Raw genomic sequence first — 18,646 nt, 5'->3', positions numbered from 1 at the left:
AAAAATTTATTCTTTGAAAAAATCTGTAATTTTTGTCGCTCTTTTATCTGTAGTGTTTTTTGCTAGTTGTAAAAATTCTGAAGTTAAACCTGAAGAAACAACACCGGCAACTATGGAAGAGCAAGTGGATTCAGTTGCAACTGATAGTATTAAAACTGATGAAGTAGCACCTGTGGAAGAAGTGAAGGATTCAACGGCAACTCCTAAAAAATAAGGACGCTTGTCATTCCTTAATGGATGATAAAATTCATAGGTTGAACAATGTGAACATCGCTTTTAATCTTTTACCAGCTTTGATTGAAACATTTGAAGACAAATAAAATTTAGCAATCGCCTTGATATATATCGAGGCGATTGTTTTTTTATACACCAATGAAAAACAACTACTTGAAAATTTTAACAGAAATATTTTTAATTAAGAATTTTGAAAACTCTATTGGTTAATTATATTTGCTTTTTACCAAGATTTACAATGAGAATTTCACGATATATCCCTATACTTTCACTATTTTTATTTTTAAGCTGCAATAAAGACAAATCCGGAAAAGACGGCAATAGCGTAAACGACACCGTCTTATTGGCTGATAATTATGAGGTTAGTTTTCCTAAGCTCACAGGCAAGTTTTTGTCCAGCAACAAAAATTATGTAGAAAATTTTTACAATAAAAAATACAATCCGAAAGATTTCAGCGGAGGTTTTCTTGTGGCAAAAAATGGCCAGGTAATCTACGAAAACTACAGTGGTTACGCTTATAAGGAAAAAGGAGAAAAAATTACAGCGGAAACACCAATTCACATTGCTTCGGTAAGTAAAATGATGACTGCTGTTTGCGTTTTAAAACTTGTCGATGAAGGAAAAATCGACCTGGACAAAACTGTTCAAACCTATTTGCCGACATTTCCTCACGAAGTAACTACTGTTCGTATGCTTTTAAACCATAGAAGCGGCTTGCGTAATTATGCCTATTTTACGGATGATAAAGGAGTTTGGGATAAACACAAAACTCTAACAAATCAAGATGTTTTAGATATTTTGGCAACAAAGCCGATCGGATTGGAATCAAAACCCGGTACCCGTTTTGGCTATTGCAATACCAATTATGCTCTTTTAGCTTTAATTATTGAAAAAGTAACCGAAAAAAAATATGCTACCGTTATGAACGAAATGATTTTCAAACCATTGGGAATGAAAAACACCTTCGTTTTTGACAATTTGGAAAAGAAAGACGACGTAAGCCAATCCTATAAAAACAATTATTTGCGTCTTGCTTTTGAATTTTTGGATCAGGTTTACGGCGATAAGAATATCTATTCTACACCTAGAGATATGCTTAAATTCGATATTGCCACTTATTCTGATGAGTTTTTAAGCAAAAAAATTAAAGCCGAAATGTTCAAGGGTTACAGCTATGAAACAAAAGGCCAGCGTAATTACGGCTTAGGAATTCGTATGCTGGAATTTGAAACCGGTCAGAAGTATTTCTTCCATAACGGTTGGTGGCATGGTAATACGTCTTCTTTGGTGACTTTGAGAAAAGAGAATGTGACCATTATTTCCCTGTCGAACAAATACACTCATAAAACTTACCAAACCAAGAAATTAGCACCTCATTTCGGAGATTATCCATTCAAATTTAACGACGAAGTAATCGGGGCAGAATAAAGTCGATAAAGATTAAAAATACGTAAAATGAAAACCTATCGTTCAACTTTAAATGTCATTATGGTTCCGGTATTGGTTATGCTGGTTTTCGGAATTATCGCTTCATTTTTTATTGCAGAAAATGAAATAGGCGAAGAAATCCCGATTCAAATCAAAATTTTTCTGGGATTGGTTGCTGCGATGCTTTTGTGGATATTGTTGGACACGAATTATAAAATAAAGGAAAATCAATTATTGTATTGTTCAGGTCCAATTCGAGGGAAAATCAATATCAATAAAATAAATAAAATCGAGAATGTAAAAACCTGGTACGTGACTTCTATTTTGAAACCGGCGCTGGGTTCTTATGGTTTAACCATCACTTACAACAAGTTCGACGACATTTATATTTCCCCAAAAAACAAATCGGAATTTGTTGCCGAACTTTTAAAAATCAATCCAAATATTCAAATAATCGCTTAACCGATTTTAACCGAAGTCATGGTAAGCGAACCTCCAACCGCTTTGTCATTAAAGAAACTGATTTCATCTTTACTGTCCTGCAAAGCCAAATTATAAAGCATTGGGTAATAATGATCCGGAGTAGGAATTGCCAATTTTGCAGCTTTATCTAAAGTTTCATAATCAATCAGGGCTTTGTGGTTACCGTCTGTGATTTTATTTTTAAAAATAGTGTTCATTTCATTAGCCCAATCAAATCCGTATTCTGGCTCACTTAATTTATCCCAAGCGACCATACGCAAGTTGTGCACCATATTTCCGCTACCAATAATCAACACCCCTTTTTTACGCAAAGCTGCCAATTGTTTGGCCAAATCGTAATGATATTGCGGTGGTTTGCTGTAATCTATACTTAATTGAAGCACCGGAATATCTGCATTGGGATACATATGACGAACCACTGTCCAGGTGCCGTGGTCTAGACCCCAATCGTGGTCCAAACCTACATCCGTAGAAGTAATTAACTGTTTTGTTGCTAAAGCCAATTCAGGATTTCCCGGAGCCGGATATTGAACTTCGAATAACGCTTGAGGGAAACCACCAAAATCATGTATAGTTTTGGGATTGTTCATTGCCGTGATGTGCGTTCCTCTTGTTAACCAATGCGCAGAAATTACAAGAACCGCCTTGGGTTTAGGGATTTCTTTGCCCATTTTCGCCCAATTTTGTGAAAACTCATTATCCTCAATACCGTTCATGGGCGAACCGTGCCCGATAAACAAAACGGGAAGTTTTACGTCTTCTTCCTTTAAATCCTGAGTCCAGTTGTAAAAGGGTTGTAAACTTGCCATGGCTGCTCCTCCTATTATAGTTTTAATAAAATCCGATCTATCCATTTCTATACAATTATTGTATATACAAATGTATGATTATTTTTTTACTCTTAATCTAATTTAGCATTTTTTAACAATAAATCATTGATTTACAAAAGATAAATACCGTCGTCTTTAATCTCGATAAGCTTTTGCTTATAAAGGGTTCCAATAGCTTTTTTAAACGTTTTTTTGCTCATTTGAAGAACGGTTTTAATGTCTTCCGGATGGCTGTCATCGTTTAAACGTAAGTAACCTCTGCTAGCTTTAAGCTCATCTAGAACAGCTTGTGCCGAAGCATCGATTCGATCCATTCCGAAAGGCTGTCGGGAAACATCTATTTTTCCATCAGGTCGGATGTTTTTGATAAAACCGATGATACGATCTCCGGTTCGCAAATCTTCAAAGACTTCGTTTTTATAAAGTAATCCTTTGTGCTTTTCGTTGATAATCACATTGATACCAACTTCAGTAATGTGAGAAACGATCAAATCTACTTCTTCCCCTACTTCAACGGTAATTTCATCGTTTTTTAAGAACTGATTCGTTTTACTGGAAGCTACAAGACGCTTGGTTTTTTCGTCAATATACATATAAACCAAATAACGTTTTCCTTGCTCCATTGGACGCGCCTGTTCTTTGAAAGGAACAAACAAATCTTTTTCCATACCCCAATTCATGAATGCACCGAACTTGTTGGTATAATTTACACGAAGCAATGCAAATTCATTCAGAAAAATATAAGGCTCAAGCGTGGTGGCAACCGGACGTTCTTCATGATCCAAATAGACAAAAACAGCCAATTCATCGCCAATTTCATATTCGTTAGGAACGTATTTATTTGGCAACAAAATATCTGTGGTTCCATCAGTTAAGTACAACCCCACTTTGGTGTCACGGGCGATTTTCAGTGTATTGTATTTTCCTATTTCGATCATAAATAAAGTTTCAGAGCCGCAAAGTTACAAAGTTTCAAAGTGGTTTCCATAAAAAAGCGCCCATTTCAGGCGCTTATATTCTATAACTGTTGTTTCTTACTTATAAACACTTTCTTTTTTGAAATGCGTTGTAAGCAAATAATAAACTACCGCCCTGTATTTGTTTTTATTGGACTTGCCATATTTTTCAATTACAGCATTAATGCCTTTATCCAGATCCGGACCGTCTTTCAACCCTAATTTTTTAATCAGGAAGTTATTTTTAACCGTTGCCAATTCTGAATCGGAACTTCCGGAAACCGTTGCAGCATCAGCATTATAAATTGACGGACCACAACCAATGGTCACTTTGGTTAATAAATCCATGTTTGGGGTTACACCGCACTTGTCTTTTAAATCGGCAGCGTATTTTGTAATCAATTCATCTCTTTTACTCATAATGTTCAAGTTTAAGTTTGTAATATGATACTTCTCTCAAATTTAAAAACTAAAACGTAAAACAAGTAGGATTTCTTACACTATAAAATTATATTTATGTTAAACTTTTGAAATACTCCAGCAATACCTGATTATTAACCTTCGTTGGCGTAAAAATTTCAATTATAGATGGTTTATTATTTTTGAAAAACGAATCTATTTCCTTTTCAAGTTCTTGCTCGTTTGAAGACTTGAAATAATCAAACCCATACATTTTAGCCAAATACTCAGCAGTTAATTGATGTGTGGTTTCAAAATAGGTATTGAAAACAGGGGTTTCCTTATGTCCTGGAAGAATTCTGAAAATACCTCCACCAGCATTATTAATCAAAATGATTTTAAAATCTTTAGGAATATAATTGTTCCAAAGCGCGTTGCTGTCGTAAAAGAAACTGACATCGCCAGTAATCATTATTGTCTCTTTTCCTGATGCGTAAGCTGCTCCAATAGCAGTTGTTGTGCTTCCGTCAATGCCGCTTGTTCCTCTATTACAGAAAACATCAATAGATGAATCTATCGGAAATAATTGTGCATAACGAATCGGTGAACTGTTACTGATTTGCAATTGAGCGTTTTTGGGAAGCTTCGGTAAAATGCTGTCAAAAACCTTTAAATCCGAAAAAGGAATCGTGTTCAAATAAACATCGTGTTTTTCCTTACGCAACGATTTCAAATTCAAGGCGTTTTGCAAATAATCACTTTCCGTAGTTTTTGTTTTCTGAAGAAAAGTCTCAAAAAAAACATTTGGCTCCACTTCAAAATGCTGTGTAAGCGCCTCAAAAGTATTATACGCACGAAGCTTGTCAATGTGCCAGTGTTGCATTGGCTTGTATTTCCTTAAAAAAGCTTTGATTCGTTTGGAAACAATCATTCCGCCAAAAGTAATCAGGATTTCCGGCTGAAAATCTTTAAAATCTTCCTCAGTAAAAGGAGTAATGATTGTATCAATATTGGCAATGAAATTAGGATGATGAATGTTTGAAGTCACTTCTGTCATCACAACTACCGATTCATCTTCAGCTAATTGCTTAATAAAACGCTCTTCAATTTCATTTGGATGGTTCCCTCCTATTAAAACCAGTTTCTTTTTAGCAGTATTCCATAAATTGACAAATGGTTCCAAAGAAGGAAGACTTATTGGCTCAGCCATTAAATCTTTAAGCAGCGGATTTACCCTAAGCTCACTAACAGTCTCATACAAAGGCTCTTCAAAAGGTGCGTTAATATGAACCGGACCCTGTTGGGTTATCGCAGTATGAATCGCATCGTTTATTTTTGAATCGTTTTCCTTAGAAGCTTCTTCAAGCAAATTTGCACTGAATAAAATATGATTCGCATAAACATTTTCCTGACGAATGGTTTGCCCGTCGCCAATATCGATTTTATTTTTAGGACGATCGGCAGAAATCACAATAAGCGGAATCTGACTGTAAAACGCCTCGGCAATGGCTGGATAATAATTCAACAACGCCGAACCCGAAGTACAGACTAACGCGACCGGTTTTCGTTTTTGCTGGGCAATTCCTAAAGCGAAAAAAGCAGCACAGCGTTCATCGGCAATACTAAAACATTCAAACGATGGATTACTGGCAAAACCTATAGTCAACGGTGCATTTCTGGATCCTGGGGAAATTACGATATCGAGTACATCTTTAGCTTTACAAATTTCGATAATGCTTTGTGCTAAAGGTATTTTTGGGTAAATCATTTTAAAATCGGTAAGTAACAAAGATAGGAATATTTGGTTAGTTCTGAGCTTGGAATTTGTACATTCAAATTGCTTCTTTTGCAACCGATTCTAAATCTTTAAAAACCATAAACTTGTAAAAAGTAAAATGAGAAATCCCATAAAATACAATAATGAGCTGAAGAAACAGTTGTTGTTTCAAATAAAATTTATTGACAAAAAACAGACCAATCTGCACCACAAAAAGAAGCGCGCTAATTAAGAGCCAGTAACTTTTCTGATCGTCTTTGTAACAATAATTAGAAACTGCCATTCCGGCCAAAAAGGCTGTCAAAAGACCATTACACATCCATAAATAATAACTGTCAATCACATTTTCCCGTATCAGATTGATCAAATAAAAATAAATGAACAAAATCGGTATACCACTAAGTACAATCATTTTCCAGCGTTTATCTGAAATTGCTCTGAAAATAATAATTACAATCAACAGTCTAAAAACTACCGATGCAGCAGCACCCCAAAACATATTTTGTGGAGTATTACTTCCAAAGAGAAGGTATGCTGCCTGAAAAAAAATCAGAGCTAAAACATAGATGTAATCAAACTTTGCAGAAGAATAAAAATAAAGTCCCATAAGAATTGGAACCCGCAAAAAACCAAAGAAATCCTTTAATGGCTGAAAGTCAAAATAAACGCATATACTGTAAAAAATCACTATTGAAAAATACAGTACAATCAAAGCCAGGACTCTACTATGTTTTTGCTGAAAAACCATATTTAAAGTTATGGCTTTTTTTTAACCCCAACAAGTAACTAAATGATATTCAGTGAATTAATTTGAATTTTATTTCCTCTGTTCTTTCAAGATCAGAAACTTGTAAAACGTAAAATGAGAAATACCATACGAGAGAATTACCATCTGATAAATCCCTTCACTTTTTACGTAAAATTTATTAATGAAAAAGGCAGCAATCTGAATAATGAATAAAATTGAACTGATCAACAGCCAAAATCCGTCCTCTTCAGAATCATTAAGATAATAAATAATTGAAACGCCTCCCATAAAAGAAGTGAGCAGTGCATTGATGATCCAAATATAATAAGTGTCACCTAACGAATCCACAACCATCTCAATAACATACAGATACAGTACAAAAAAAGGAAGAAAAGCAAACCCGATTGCCAAGCGATTTTTCTTTGTTATCAAATCCAAAATAAGCAGCACCAGGCAAAATTTAAAAAGAACCGAACAAAACGTCGCATAAACAAAATAATCAGGATTACCGGTAAAAAAGAAGACTGAAGCAAGTTGATAAAACAACAATCCTATCAAATAAACCCAACTTCTTTTAACGGTAGCCGAAAGGTATAAAACAATTAAAATAGGAATTCTAAAAAACCAGAAATAGCTACTGATATCCTCCAAATCCAACAACGAAGAAATACTGTACAGAAAAAGATTTACAAAGTAAAGAATGGTCAATATTGTAAGCAAATTTCGTAACTTCATGGTCTAGTTTAAACCGGTATTGGTTTTATATAAATTTAACACTTTTTCCACAAATGTCAATAACAATTCGACAAGCCACTAAAAACGATCTTCCCGCTGTACTCGAAATCGTTAATTATGAAATACTTCATTCAACTGCCATTTGGGACTATGACACCCGAACATTAGAAGAACAAACCGCAATTTTTAAAGAGAAAAGCGATAAGGGTTTTCCTTTTTTGGTAGCGGAAAAAAACGGAATTGTGGTTGGATTTGGCACTTATGGACCATTTCGTTTCAAAATTGGGTACCGATTTACCGTTGAACATTCGGTCTACGTGCACAAAGATTTTACCGGCAACGGAATCGGATCGTTATTGCTTAAAGAGTTAATTGAAATGGCAAAACTTCAAAAATTACACACCATGATTGGAGTGATCGATTCGGAAAACACCGGAAGCATTTCTTTTCACGAGCGCATGGGGTTTAAAAGAGTCGGCCATATTAAAGAAACCGGTTTTAAATTTAACCGCTGGCTGGATTCAATATTTGTACAGATACTGCTTTAGTTTTAAAAGCAATAAAAAATCCCAAACCGTTCAAGTTTGGGATTTTTCAATTCTGACAGGATTTACTTAAGACTTAATCCAATCAATGATTTCTTTATCGTTTGGTAAAACTCTCGGGTTGATTACATTTTCCAACTCCCCTTTTTCATTGATAAGGTATTTTTGAAAATTCCATTCCACCTGACTGTCTTCCAAACCGTTTTTGCTTTTTTCGGTTAAGAAATGATATAGCGGGTGCATGTCGTCGCCTTTAACGGAGATTTTCTCCATCATCGGGAATGTAACCCCGTAATTTTTAGTACAAAAAGCTTTGATTTCCTTATTGCTTCCAGGTTCCTGTGCTCCAAAGTTATTGGCCGGAAAACCTACAATCACAAAACCTTTGTCTTTGTATTCATTGTAAACATGCTGCAATTGCTCGTATTGCGGAGTTAGACCACATTCTGAAGCAGTGTTTACGATCATGATTTTTTTCCCTTTCAAAGAAGCAAAATCAAATTCCTTTCCTTCAATATCTTTTACTTTAAACTGATAAATGGTTTGGGCAGTCATTACTTTATTTTTTTGTGCTGTTTCCATTGCTTTCTTATTTTGGTTTTGCCCCTGGCATCCAAGTACAAACAATACCCCAAAGGCAAGAATTACATTTTTCATTAGTATTATTTTTTATAAAATTACTGAATTTGTAAGTTTAGATAGACTTTTATCGATTAAAGTTTTGTTAAACAAAAAACCCACAGTCTTGCGATCATGGGTTTTGCTTATTATTTTTTATAAAATTTTCGGTATTTAAAGTACGACAGAACACTTAACAAAATCACTAAAGCCACAGAAATATAAACAAAATCCGGCGTTACGACTTTATCTCCTTTTGCATAGGAATGTAAACCTGTCAAATAGAAATTCACTCCAAAATAGGTCATCATGATTGAATAGAATGCAAAAACACTCATCAGGTTGAAAATCCATTTTCCTCTTAAAGCCGGAACAAATCGGGCATGAATTACAAAGGCATAAACCATAATACTGATAAGCGCCCAAGTCTCTTTAGGATCCCAACCCCAGTAACGTCCCCAGCTTTCATTAGCCCATTGACCTCCCAAGAAGTTACCAATGGTTAACATTACCAGTCCAACGGTTAAAGCCATTTCGTTAATAATGGTTATCTCACGGATATTTAGTTCCATTTTCTTTTTGTTCTTCTCGTTGGTTAACAACATCAGCAATAAAGAAACGATTCCTAAGATCATCCCCAAAGTGAACGGTCCGTAACTTGCAACAATTACCGCAACGTGAATCATTAACCAATACGAGTTTAGTACGGCTGCAAGGTTCGCAATAGAAGGATCCATCCAGTTCCAGTGTGCCACCATCAAAATCATTGAGGCTACAAACGCAGTAGATGCAACGGTAAGTTCCGATTTTCTTCCAAAAATAAGCCCGAAAAGCATTGTTGCCCACCCCACATAAATCATCGATTCGTAAGCATCACTCCAAGGCGCATGTCCGGAAATGTACCAACGGGCAATCAATCCGGCAGTATGCAAAACGAACAATAAACCAATAACTACGTGGCTTATTTTCACTAAAGCATTCACAATTCTGCCTGAATTAAAAATCTTGATGATCACAAACAAAAACATGAAAACCCCGGCAAACATGTACCATGAGAACAACTTTTTGAACACATCGTATTTGTTGTATAAAATCTCCGAATCAATCTTGTCTTCGCTTGGATAAACTTCTTTTCCGAATTTCTTCTGATATTTGATTAATCCGTCCAAGAACAGGTTGGCCGCTTTATAATCTTTTTTAACCGGAACTTCGTCTAAAGCCGATAAATAAAGTGGAATTGCATTTTTAGTAAACAACGAATCCATTCCTTTTAAGCCAGCCTCGTTCAATTCTAAATGCGAAACCCATTTATTGTTTTTATCAAACGGAATTGGAAATACTTTCAGGATTTGACCACTTAAAGCCGAATATAAAAGGTTTACTTTTTTATCCGTTTCAATGAAATCTTTCTGGAATTGATTCGGAACTGCTGCTTTATAGGCTTCATCTAAGTAAGGCGACAATTTATAATTCCCGCGGTTGTCAAAAAACTTCATTAAGGAAACGTATTTTGTTCCTTTTTCGGCTCCGATTAAATTATGGATACTGTCGTTGTCTTTTTTGATATAAATGATTGGAATATTGTACCACAATTGCGGAAACTGCGTCATCGACAAAAACACCTGATCGGAATTCATGTCTTTGTAAGTATCCTTTTTACTCACTTTTCGAAGTAATTCCGAAGAGAATGTATTGACCGGTTTCATACGACCACCTTCGTCCTGAACAATCAGTCTCCCGAATTTCTCCGCATGTTCTTCCGTCACTTTGTATTTTGAAAGTATGGAATCAACCTGCTTTTCTGTTGGCAATTTAGGCTCGTGCATTTCTGCTTGATGTTGATGCTGAGCCGAAACACCTAAGCTGAAAAACAACGCAATAATCATGGTTAAAGCCGCTTTCTTATCTTTTACTTTTTTAAGTTTTCGTTTTAAATCGCCAAAACGGGAATCTTTTGTAAATAAAATTCCAAGCAAACCTAAAAACAATAGGAAATAGCCAACATAAGTAACCCAAGTTCCCCAGAAATCATGATTTACGGATAGAATCGTTCCTTTTTCATCCGGATCGAACGAAGCCTGAAAGAAGCGATATCCTCTGTAATCTAAAATATGGTTCATAAAAATTCTGGCATCAAACTTATTGTTTTGCTCTTTGTCTTCGATAGTTACCTGACTCTCGAAACCGGAATAACTTTTCTCAGTTCCTGGGTATTTTGAAGCGATGAAATCATTTAACTTTACTGAAAACGGCGTTTCGTAAACTTTACTACCGTAGATGAATGTATATTCTAAACTTCCCAATTTAAAGGATTGAGGAACTCCCATTTTCCCTTTCGAACCTACAAGTGTAACCTCTTTTTCTTTACCTTCAGATTTTACGGTTAAAACCAAAGCATCGTCGGTATCTTTATCTTTATAATCTCCGTTGGACTGCTGAACTACTTTTCCTTTCATCGCCGGCTCAGGGATTACAAACTGTGTTCCGCCCATGTTGTAAAGCGAACGCAGCATCAAAGGTTGAATTTTCTCTTTCTCAACCGAACCTTTAAACTGATCGGCCATTCGCATAAAGTTTCCGTCAAAGGGCGACTGAATCGTGTAAGCTTCACTAATTTTTGTAATGTTTACAGCACCTTGCGTAAATTTATTGAAAGCAAAAAGCACATTGTGAATGTTCTGAACCTCGCCTTCTTTGATATAATGTTCGTGACGTTTCCCGTCTCCGGATTCTACCAATTTCAAGTAAAAAACACCGTTTGGATCTTCTTTGATGGTTTCTTTGGCTCCCATAATGAAATCTTTGTAAGCGATCTCAAAAGGGATTTCATCAAATTCTCCGTTGATACTGAAATCATTATCGGTAACCGGTGAAAGCAAAAGCTGTTTCTCGAACGTACGGCGTTTCATTTCGCCTTTATAATTTCCGTCAATGAAAACATTCAAATAGGTTTTATCGGAAAAAATCTGTGTGGAAGATTCGCCTTCACGAATTGGCATCATTCCTTCAAAGCTGATGTAACGTGTAATGAACGCTCCAACGATGATCAGGATAAAAGCCAAGTGTAACAATAACGAAGCCCATTTACTCAACTGAAGTAAATTATAACGCTTAATGTTTCCGAAGAAGTTAATCACAAAAAACACCATGATTACCTCAAACCAACGCGCATTGTAAACTAGAATTCGCGCCGTATCGGTGTTGTATTTACTTTCGATAAAGGTTCCGGCAGCCATCGCAATTGCAAAAACGATAAACAAAACAGCCATTAAACGTGTTGAAAACAAGAAGGAAAATATTTTTTTATCCATGATGGAAACCGGTTTTTTCAAATTGTCGCGAAGATACTTAAAAACAAACTTTTGTTAAGCCATTTTAACGTATTTTAAGAAATAAAAAAGCCTGATTGGAATTCCCATCAGGCTTATATTTTTATGAATTGCTATTTTTAAATTCCGATTTCAATCTGGAAGCGCACATACCAGTTGTTTTTGGTAACATCTGCATTAAAAAACTGATTTTCATAGGTTACCTCACCCTGAAGTTTCAAAGCGTGCTCCCAAATATATTTATTAACACCAAAACTGTACTGGTTGGTGTTTGGCATCAGGCTTTTAATTTCTTTGTTAACATTCTGCTTCGAAAAACGCCCAATAACTTCATATTTGGAAGGAAAAACATAACTCATTTGGTAATCCTGACCGTTTCCAACAAAAACCGCTTTGGTTTGCGTCGCGTCTGTTGGATTAACCGTGATAGGATTGTGTGAACCACGTTGCATGTGCGTTGCCATAAAAGCCCATCCTTTGTATTTTAAGATCACATCCAACAAAAGGGTTGACATATCTTTGTTTTCATATAAAATATCACCGGTCTGACCTTGAGATTTTCTTGCTTTATTGTTAAAGTTATAAGCTCCGGAAATCATCAAACGAGGCTTCTCTTCTCTTAAGATATCACCCTCAAAATAATGACCGTCTTTTTTGAATTTACCAAACGGCAACAATTCCACTTTTCCACTGAAGGACAATCCATTGTTGTCTTTATTGGTATTTGTCCAGTTTCTTCCTTCTCCTAAAGTAACTGCTCCCTTAAAATTATAGGAGAACTTATCTGCGTATTCGTTAAGATTCGCAAAATGTACCCCAAAATCACGATCAATGCTAAAACGGGTGTTATTAATCGAACGATCGGTTAATTGAATAGCTCCAGAGGAATTCACCGCTTGTCTGGTACCTGGTAATTTAGACAAACCGAAACCTACTTGCCAGTGCTGACTTGGTTTATAATACAAAATCGCATCTCGAACCACATTAAGGTTTTCATTCGGTTTTACTCCGCCAACATCACCAACTCCGAAAGAAAGTTGTAAAACGTAAAGAAATTTAGGATTACCGACAAAACCGTCAAAACGCATACGCAAACGACGCACTTGGGCTTCATAAAAAGGTTCAACACCTTCATTATCTACATAACTCAAACGGTTTTGCATTCTGAAACGCATGTTGAACTGAAAAAGACTGTCCGGTGAAGTGATTCCCACACCTTTTCCGAAGTTATAATACGGTAAAGACGTAAGTTTTAAATCATTATCTTTAGTAGTGATTTTTATGTCTTGTGCCTGTAGTACAGCAACAAAACACAATGATAAAATTGTAAATAATTTTTTCATGTTAAGAAAATGTAAGTTGTGTGTTATTCAGGTGCAAAACTAATGTTATTAATTTCAGTCAATATTAAGGAATTGTTACCTTTGCGGAAATTTTGCGTTATGGAAAACAGCTATATAGGATATCATTTCACTGTAGAACCGAGAGAATTGGGCTCGGAAATCTTAATTGCCGAGTTAGGGGAAAAAGCCTTTGAAAGCTTTATAGAAACCGAAAACGGTGTCTCGGCTTACGTTCAGAAAGACTTATGGGACGAGCACATCTTGGATGATATTTACATTTTACAATCCGAAGAATTTAAAATATCCTACACTTTTGAAGAAATCGAACAGGTAAACTGGAACGAAGAATGGGAAAAGAATTTTGACCCAATTGATGTAGACGGAATTTGCTATGTTAGAGCTCCATTCCATGAGAAAACCGATGCAAAATACGATATCGTAATCGAACCAAAAATGAGTTTTGGAACCGGTCATCACGAAACCACCTACATGATGATTCAACATCTTTTGGAAATGGATGTCACTGATATGAAAACCTTAGACATGGGTTGCGGAACAGCTATTTTAGCCATTTTAGCAGAAATGAAAGGCGCAAAACCAATTGATGCCATAGACATTGATAATTGGTGTTATCTGAACTCTATTGAAAATGCAGAGCGCAACAACTGTAAACACATTTCGGTTTATGAAGGTGATGCAACTTTGTTAAATCAAGGACAGAAATACGATTTGATCATTGCCAATATCAACAGAAACATTTTACTGAACGATATGCAAACGTATGTGAACTGCTTAAATAAAGACGGTGTTTTATTATTAAGCGGTTTTTACAATGAAGATATTCCTCATATCGATGCTTCCTGCACCGAGAAAGGCTTAACCTATGTTAAAAAGTTCCAAAAGAACAATTGGGTTTCTTTAAAATACATAAATTAGCCTAATATTCAACACAAGTAATTGATTATGAGTGTAAAAGAAAAAATAAAAGAACAAGTTTCCGTACAGGAATTACTTGCAAATAATTATGAAATCATATTGTTCAATGACGATGTCAATACTTTTGACCACGTTATTGATACTTTAATTGATGTTTGCGATCACGAGCCTTTACAAGCAGAACAATGTGCCCTTTTAGTACATTATACCGGAAAATGTGGTGTCAAAACAGGTTCGTACGACGAATTAGAACCTCAATGCTCCGCCCTGTTAAGTGCCGGTTTAAGTGCCGAGATACAATAAATAAAAAAGTCCCGAATTATCGGGACTTTTTTATTTCAGTTAATGAGGTAGTTTGTCTTTAAACATACCGTATAGATACGTTCCTAATAAAGCTCCTATCAGTACAATTACAATTCCGTAGAAACCTGCTCCCAAAAGAATGAAAATCGGCCCGGGACAAGAACCAACCAATCCCCAACCTAATCCAAAAAGTATTCCCCCAACAATGTATCGGGTAAAACCTTTTTCTTTATCAGCGATTTCGATAGGAAGTCCATTAATATCCTTCGCATTTTTTCTTTTGATTAATTGCACACCGATAAGTCCGGTTGTAACGGCAACTCCTATAATTCCATACATGTGGAATGACTGAAACTGAAACATTTCATAAATTCTGTACCAGGAAACGGCTTCCGATTTTGTTAATACGATACCAAAAACAAAGCCGACTAAAACGAATTTTATAAGGTTTAAAAATTTCATATGCTGCAATTAAAAAATTAAGGGTAATAGAAAATGTGCCATGATTAATCCTCCGATAAAAAAACCAATAACCGCAATTAGTGAAGGTTTCTGAAGATTACTCAATCCGGAAATTGCGTGGCCGGAAGTACAGCCTCCTGCATAACGTGTTCCGAAACCAATGAGCAATCCTCCAAAAAATAAAATAAACAACATTTTAGGATTTTTAATGGCTTCCAAGCCGAACATAGTTTCTGGGCCAAGTTTCCCGTTTGGCGCTTCAATATTCATGGTTGCCAATTGTTCTATGGTTTTGGGATTTAGGTTTACTCCGCTTCCATCGCTTAAAAAATGAACAGCCACGAATCCTCCTAAAATCGCTCCTAAAACAACTGCCAGATTCCATTTTTGTTCCCTCCAGTCGAACTTGAAAAAATCAACGTTCTTTCCGGCTCCAGCAATTGTACAAAGTGTTCTCAAATTGGATGACATTCCAAACTGTTTTCCGAAGAAAATAAGGGTGAGCATGATTACTCCTATCAAAAACCCTGAAATGTACCAGGGCCAAGTTCCATAAAATGAATACATAGTGAATTATTTTTTGACAAAATTAAATATTGAGGCTACATTTTGTGTAACAAAAATTACATATTTTTCGTTAATCGGTATTAAACTGCTATTTTTGGGTGACTGAAAACAAAAACCAAAATATGAAAAACTTTGCAATTGAAATCAAATGGGGATTAATTTACATCGTTGCCTCATTATTGTGGATGGCGCTTGAAAAAACGGTTGGCCTGCACGATGTTCATATTGACAAACATCCTATTTATACCATGTTGTTCTTGTTTGTAGCCATTGCGGTTTATTCATTGGCAATTCGAGATAAAAAGAAAAACTTTTTCAAAGGAGAAATGACCTGGAAACAAGGCTTTGTCTCAGGAATTGTAATGACCATTGTTGCAGCATTATTAACACCGCTAATGCAATACATTACAAGTGCTTTCATAACTCCTGATTTCTTTAAAAACGCTATTGCTTATGCCGTAGAACACAATAAAGTAACCCGCGAGCAAGCTGAATCCTACTTCAACATGAAAAGCTATATCACGCAAGCCACTTTCGGAACATTGTCCTTCGGTGTTGTAATTTCTGCTATTAGTGCTTTTTTCAATAAATCTAAATAATTATGTTTAAAAGATTTTTATTTCTTTCGATAAGTTCTTTATTATTAGTGTCTTGCATTAGCACTAAATCAACCATTAAAAACATTGATAATACGGCGGCAAGGCTTAAAGTTGTTGAAGACGCCTATCAAATAACCGAAACTGCAGACAATGCTAAATATGGTTTAGACGAAGATTTTCCAGTTAACATCGGCTTTATTCTTGAGGCGAATGAAAGTAAGTTTGCTTCCTACTATTTTAATGCATTAGCTGGTCCAAATGGTGAAAAGCTTTCTTATCGTAAAGTTGATACCTGTTGCCCGTTCCCAACAAAAAACACAAAAGTAGGGGCTGGAACCTTGTCGATATATGAAGTTACCTGGGAAGGGCAGTCCAAACCTGTACGAATGTATTTCAACTTTTTCGAAAGAGGTAAAATAATGTGTCCTAAAGGGTTAAGCATTAAAAACAAAACAACCAAAACTCCATAATTTTAAGAATTTTATAAGATTTCAAACCTTTTAACGGCTTCGTTGGAAGGTTTTTTTATTATATCTTTGCACAACTTTTAGATCGAACTATGAACTTACAGAATATACCTCAAATTAAACACACAGACAGTGGTAATTTTTTCCTTTTGGCCGGCCCATGTGCTATTGAAGGCGAAGAAATGGCGATGCGCATTGCAGAAAAAACCGTGGCGGTTACTGATAAATTAAAGATTCCTTATGTTTTTAAAGGATCGTTTAAAAAAGCGAATCGCTCCAGAATCGACAGTTTTACTGGTATTGGCGATGAAAAAGCGTTAAAGATTCTTCAGAAAGTTTCCAGAGAATTCGGAGTGCCGACGGTTACCGACATTCATACCAATGAAGATGCTGTACTGGCTGCGGAATATGTAGATATACTTCAGATTCCTGCATTTTTAGTACGTCAAACCGATTTAGTGGTAGCTGCTGCAAACACTGGAAAAACAGTAAACCTGAAAAAAGGACAATTTATGAGCCCTGAAAGCATGAAACATGCTGTTCAAAAAGTATTGGATTGCAACAATCCAAACGTTATGGTTACCGACCGCGGAACCATGTTTGGCTATCAGGACATGATTGTAGATTACCGAGGAATTCCGACCATGCAACAATTTGCTTCTACAGTTTTAGACGTAACTCATTCGCTACAACAGCCAAATCAGATGGTTGGAGTAACCGGTGGTCGCCCTGAAATGATTGAAACCATTGCAAAGGCTGGTATTGCTGTTGGTGTAGACGGAATTTTTATCGAAACACATTTTGACCCGGCTAATGCCAAAAGTGATGGCGCTAACATGCTTCATCTTGATTTATTTGAAGGATTAATGACCAAACTTGTCGCTATCAGACAAACAATTAATAATTTATAATAACATATTAACCTACTAATGAAACATCCATTTTTGATGGTTGTGCTTCTTTTTAGTGTTTTTTCTCAGCACAGCATTGCTCAGGAAGCTCCTGCAACTCCAGAAAAATACACCGCTCATAATAAAGGGAAATTTTACATCTTTTGGGGTGGAAACCGTGAATCATATAGTAAATCCGATATTAATTTCAGTGGTCAGGATTACAATTTCACCATTCATGACGTAGAGGCTCACGACAGACCCAAAGGATGGCACATCGATTATGTCAACCCTGCCAGAATGACTATTCCGCAAACCAATTTCAGGTTAGGATATTTCATTACAGACAAGTACAATATTTCGGTTGGAGTGGATCACATGAAATACATCATGACTCAGGATCAAACCGTTAACATGAACGGATACATTAATATGCCGGCTTCGGAACCTGGTTCTGCGTTTAATGGTATGTATTCCAACGTTCCTCAAACTATGACGGAGGATTTTTTAACTTTTGAGCATACCGACGGTTTAAACTATGTAAATACTGAATTTTCAAGAGTAGATGACATCTCTAAGCTATTCTCAATTGGCAATACTGATAAATTCCAAGTTAATATTACCGAAGGAATTGGCGGTGGAGTACTTTACCCAAAAACCAATGCTAAAGTTTTAGGAAAACAACGTCACGATGATTTTCATATTTCAGGTTATGGTGTGGCTGCAAAAGTGGGTTTGAACCTTACTTTCTTCAAGTATTTCTTTATGCAGGCTGAATTAAAAGGCGGTTACATCAATATGAACGACATCAGAACCACTTATGTTGGAGCTGATCGCGCACAACAGGAATTTTTCTTTTTACAGCGTATTGTTTCCTTTGGAGGAATTTTCAGAATCTAAACACAATATTCATTTCAATTATCATAAAGCTTTCTTCGGAAAGCTTTTTTTATTCCTAAAAAAGTATCAAAAAATTTGTGCGTTCAAAAAAGAATT

General features: G+C 35.8%; 21 protein-coding genes. 10 read left to right on the top strand and 11 right to left on the bottom strand.

Features of this window, described 5'->3' with window-relative positions; translation table 11 throughout:
* Positions 1–13 precede the first annotated feature (13 nt).
* The 3 genes from LZZ90_RS13320 to LZZ90_RS13310 all read left to right on the top strand — a co-directional run bounded on the left by LZZ90_RS13320 (position 14) and on the right by LZZ90_RS13310 (position 2,125).
* Positions 14–214 carry a hypothetical protein gene (locus LZZ90_RS13320; protein WP_237791199.1) on the top strand — a complete coding sequence of 67 codons (201 nt, stop codon included), beginning with the start codon at positions 14–16 and terminating at the stop codon, positions 212–214.
* 258 nt (positions 215–472) lie between these two features.
* Positions 473–1,663, top strand: a complete 1,191-nt coding sequence (locus LZZ90_RS13315; protein WP_237791198.1) for a serine hydrolase — start codon at positions 473–475, stop codon at positions 1,661–1,663.
* Positions 1,664–1,690: 27 nt separating this feature from the next.
* Complete coding sequence (locus LZZ90_RS13310) at positions 1,691–2,125, top strand: PH domain-containing protein (protein WP_237791197.1); 435 nt, start codon at positions 1,691–1,693, stop codon at positions 2,123–2,125.
* Here LZZ90_RS13310 and ygiD read toward each other — a convergent pair.
* The 6 genes from ygiD to LZZ90_RS13280 form a co-directional block, all read right to left on the bottom strand.
* Entirely contained in the window at positions 2,122–3,000 is an 879-nt protein-coding gene (ygiD, locus tag LZZ90_RS13305) for a 4,5-DOPA dioxygenase extradiol (protein ID WP_237791196.1), read from the bottom strand. The genes LZZ90_RS13310 and ygiD overlap by 4 nt on opposite strands.
* A gap of 86 nt (positions 3,001–3,086) precedes the next feature.
* The gene (locus tag LZZ90_RS13300; protein ID WP_237791195.1) at positions 3,087–3,914 is read right to left on the bottom strand and encodes a S1 RNA-binding domain-containing protein; all 828 of its coding nucleotides are present in this window, start codon (positions 3,912–3,914) and stop codon (positions 3,087–3,089) included.
* Between the two features lie 96 nt (positions 3,915–4,010).
* Positions 4,011–4,352 (bottom strand): DUF2853 family protein, encoded by a 342-nt coding sequence (locus tag LZZ90_RS13295; RefSeq protein ID WP_237791194.1) that lies wholly within the window; start codon positions 4,350–4,352, stop codon positions 4,011–4,013.
* Positions 4,353–4,446: 94 nt separating this feature from the next.
* Positions 4,447–6,099, bottom strand: coding sequence for a 2-succinyl-5-enolpyruvyl-6-hydroxy-3-cyclohexene-1-carboxylic-acid synthase (gene menD, locus LZZ90_RS13290; protein WP_237791193.1), 1,653 nt, complete (start codon positions 6,097–6,099; stop codon positions 4,447–4,449).
* 64 nt (positions 6,100–6,163) lie between these two features.
* Positions 6,164–6,715 (bottom strand): hypothetical protein, encoded by a 552-nt coding sequence (locus tag LZZ90_RS13285; protein WP_237791192.1) that lies wholly within the window; start codon positions 6,713–6,715, stop codon positions 6,164–6,166.
* A 210-nt stretch (positions 6,716–6,925) separates the two neighbouring features.
* The gene (locus tag LZZ90_RS13280) at positions 6,926–7,591 is read right to left on the bottom strand and encodes a lysoplasmalogenase family protein (RefSeq protein WP_237791191.1); all 666 of its coding nucleotides are present in this window, start codon (positions 7,589–7,591) and stop codon (positions 6,926–6,928) included.
* Positions 7,592–7,644: 53 nt separating this feature from the next.
* Between LZZ90_RS13280 and LZZ90_RS13275 the strand changes: the two genes are divergently transcribed.
* Positions 7,645–8,139 (top strand): GNAT family N-acetyltransferase, encoded by a 495-nt coding sequence (locus tag LZZ90_RS13275; protein WP_237791190.1) that lies wholly within the window; start codon positions 7,645–7,647, stop codon positions 8,137–8,139.
* Between the two features lie 66 nt (positions 8,140–8,205).
* Here the strand turns inward: LZZ90_RS13275 and LZZ90_RS13270 are convergent, their stop codons facing one another.
* The 3 genes from LZZ90_RS13270 to LZZ90_RS13260 all read right to left on the bottom strand — a co-directional run bounded on the left by LZZ90_RS13270 (position 8,206) and on the right by LZZ90_RS13260 (position 13,426).
* Positions 8,206–8,793: a glutathione peroxidase gene (locus tag LZZ90_RS13270; protein WP_370640703.1), complete on the bottom strand. Its 588-nt coding sequence runs from the start codon at positions 8,791–8,793 to the stop codon at positions 8,206–8,208.
* 110 nt (positions 8,794–8,903) lie between these two features.
* Positions 8,904–12,065, bottom strand: coding sequence for a cytochrome c biogenesis protein CcsA (ccsA, locus tag LZZ90_RS13265; RefSeq protein ID WP_237791189.1), 3,162 nt, complete (start codon positions 12,063–12,065; stop codon positions 8,904–8,906).
* Positions 12,066–12,202: 137 nt separating this feature from the next.
* Complete coding sequence (locus LZZ90_RS13260; protein WP_237791188.1) at positions 12,203–13,426, bottom strand: porin; 1,224 nt, start codon at positions 13,424–13,426, stop codon at positions 12,203–12,205.
* A gap of 99 nt (positions 13,427–13,525) precedes the next feature.
* Between LZZ90_RS13260 and prmA the strand changes: the two genes are divergently transcribed.
* Positions 13,526–14,362, top strand: a complete 837-nt coding sequence (prmA, locus tag LZZ90_RS13255) for a 50S ribosomal protein L11 methyltransferase (protein ID WP_237791187.1) — start codon at positions 13,526–13,528, stop codon at positions 14,360–14,362.
* A gap of 27 nt (positions 14,363–14,389) precedes the next feature.
* A complete protein-coding gene (locus tag LZZ90_RS13250) occupies positions 14,390–14,665 on the top strand; it encodes an ATP-dependent Clp protease adaptor ClpS (RefSeq protein WP_237791186.1) in 276 nt (91 codons plus the stop codon).
* Between the two features lie 39 nt (positions 14,666–14,704).
* Here the strand turns inward: LZZ90_RS13250 and LZZ90_RS13245 are convergent, their stop codons facing one another.
* Together LZZ90_RS13245 and LZZ90_RS13240 are read right to left on the bottom strand one after the other, a co-directional pair.
* Positions 14,705–15,127, bottom strand: a complete 423-nt coding sequence (locus tag LZZ90_RS13245; protein WP_237791185.1) for a DUF6691 family protein — start codon at positions 15,125–15,127, stop codon at positions 14,705–14,707.
* Between the two features lie 9 nt (positions 15,128–15,136).
* Positions 15,137–15,694 carry a YeeE/YedE family protein gene (locus tag LZZ90_RS13240; RefSeq protein ID WP_237791184.1) on the bottom strand — a complete coding sequence of 186 codons (558 nt, stop codon included), beginning with the start codon at positions 15,692–15,694 and terminating at the stop codon, positions 15,137–15,139.
* A 122-nt stretch (positions 15,695–15,816) separates the two neighbouring features.
* Here LZZ90_RS13240 and LZZ90_RS13235 point away from each other — a divergent pair, with 122 nt between their 5' ends.
* The 4 genes from LZZ90_RS13235 to LZZ90_RS13220 all read left to right on the top strand — a co-directional run bounded on the left by LZZ90_RS13235 (position 15,817) and on the right by LZZ90_RS13220 (position 18,550).
* A complete protein-coding gene (locus LZZ90_RS13235; protein WP_237791183.1) occupies positions 15,817–16,293 on the top strand; it encodes a DUF4199 domain-containing protein in 477 nt (158 codons plus the stop codon).
* A gap of 2 nt (positions 16,294–16,295) precedes the next feature.
* Entirely contained in the window at positions 16,296–16,763 is a 468-nt protein-coding gene (locus LZZ90_RS13230; RefSeq protein WP_237791182.1) for a 2-dehydro-3-deoxyphosphooctonate aldolase, read from the top strand.
* An 89-nt stretch (positions 16,764–16,852) separates the two neighbouring features.
* Positions 16,853–17,671, top strand: coding sequence for a 3-deoxy-8-phosphooctulonate synthase (kdsA, locus tag LZZ90_RS13225; RefSeq protein WP_237791181.1), 819 nt, complete (start codon positions 16,853–16,855; stop codon positions 17,669–17,671).
* An 18-nt stretch (positions 17,672–17,689) separates the two neighbouring features.
* On the top strand, positions 17,690–18,550 hold the full coding sequence (locus LZZ90_RS13220) for a hypothetical protein (RefSeq protein ID WP_237791180.1): 861 nt from the start codon (positions 17,690–17,692) through the stop codon (positions 18,548–18,550).
* Positions 18,551–18,646 lie beyond the last annotated feature (96 nt).

This window comes from Flavobacterium sp. SM15 (genome assembly GCF_022012335.1).
Taxonomy (GTDB): domain Bacteria; phylum Bacteroidota; class Bacteroidia; order Flavobacteriales; family Flavobacteriaceae; genus Flavobacterium.
The sequence above is the reverse complement of the archived record's forward strand: the minus strand, read 5'-3'. Positions and strand labels throughout refer to the sequence as shown.

Coding starts and splice junctions, on each gene's coding strand:
- LZZ90_RS13245 (WP_237791185.1), bottom strand. CDS start 15,127: ATGAAATTTTTAAACCTTATAAAATTCGTTTTAGTCGGCTTTGTTTTT.
- LZZ90_RS13310 (WP_237791197.1), top strand. CDS start 1,691: ATGAAAACCTATCGTTCAACTTTAAATGTCATTATGGTTCCGGTATTG.
- prmA (WP_237791187.1), top strand. CDS start 13,526: ATGGAAAACAGCTATATAGGATATCATTTCACTGTAGAACCGAGAGAA.
- LZZ90_RS13250 (WP_237791186.1), top strand. CDS start 14,390: ATGAGTGTAAAAGAAAAAATAAAAGAACAAGTTTCCGTACAGGAATTA.
- LZZ90_RS13235 (WP_237791183.1), top strand. CDS start 15,817: ATGAAAAACTTTGCAATTGAAATCAAATGGGGATTAATTTACATCGTT.
- LZZ90_RS13230 (WP_237791182.1), top strand. CDS start 16,296: ATGTTTAAAAGATTTTTATTTCTTTCGATAAGTTCTTTATTATTAGTG.
- LZZ90_RS13280 (WP_237791191.1), bottom strand. CDS start 7,591: ATGAAGTTACGAAATTTGCTTACAATATTGACCATTCTTTACTTTGTA.
- LZZ90_RS13275 (WP_237791190.1), top strand. CDS start 7,645: ATGTCAATAACAATTCGACAAGCCACTAAAAACGATCTTCCCGCTGTA.
- kdsA (WP_237791181.1), top strand. CDS start 16,853: ATGAACTTACAGAATATACCTCAAATTAAACACACAGACAGTGGTAAT.
- ccsA (WP_237791189.1), bottom strand. CDS start 12,065: ATGGATAAAAAAATATTTTCCTTCTTGTTTTCAACACGTTTAATGGCT.
- LZZ90_RS13300 (WP_237791195.1), bottom strand. CDS start 3,914: ATGATCGAAATAGGAAAATACAATACACTGAAAATCGCCCGTGACACC.
- LZZ90_RS13220 (WP_237791180.1), top strand. CDS start 17,690: ATGAAACATCCATTTTTGATGGTTGTGCTTCTTTTTAGTGTTTTTTCT.
- menD (WP_237791193.1), bottom strand. CDS start 6,099: ATGATTTACCCAAAAATACCTTTAGCACAAAGCATTATCGAAATTTGT.
- LZZ90_RS13295 (WP_237791194.1), bottom strand. CDS start 4,352: ATGAGTAAAAGAGATGAATTGATTACAAAATACGCTGCCGATTTAAAA.
- LZZ90_RS13240 (WP_237791184.1), bottom strand. CDS start 15,694: ATGTATTCATTTTATGGAACTTGGCCCTGGTACATTTCAGGGTTTTTG.
- LZZ90_RS13270 (WP_370640703.1), bottom strand. CDS start 8,793: ATGAAAAATGTAATTCTTGCCTTTGGGGTATTGTTTGTACTTGGATGC.
- LZZ90_RS13285 (WP_237791192.1), bottom strand. CDS start 6,715: ATGGGACTTTATTTTTATTCTTCTGCAAAGTTTGATTACATCTATGTT.
- LZZ90_RS13260 (WP_237791188.1), bottom strand. CDS start 13,426: ATGAAAAAATTATTTACAATTTTATCATTGTGTTTTGTTGCTGTACTA.
- ygiD (WP_237791196.1), bottom strand. CDS start 3,000: ATGGATAGATCGGATTTTATTAAAACTATAATAGGAGGAGCAGCCATG.
- LZZ90_RS13315 (WP_237791198.1), top strand. CDS start 473: ATGAGAATTTCACGATATATCCCTATACTTTCACTATTTTTATTTTTA.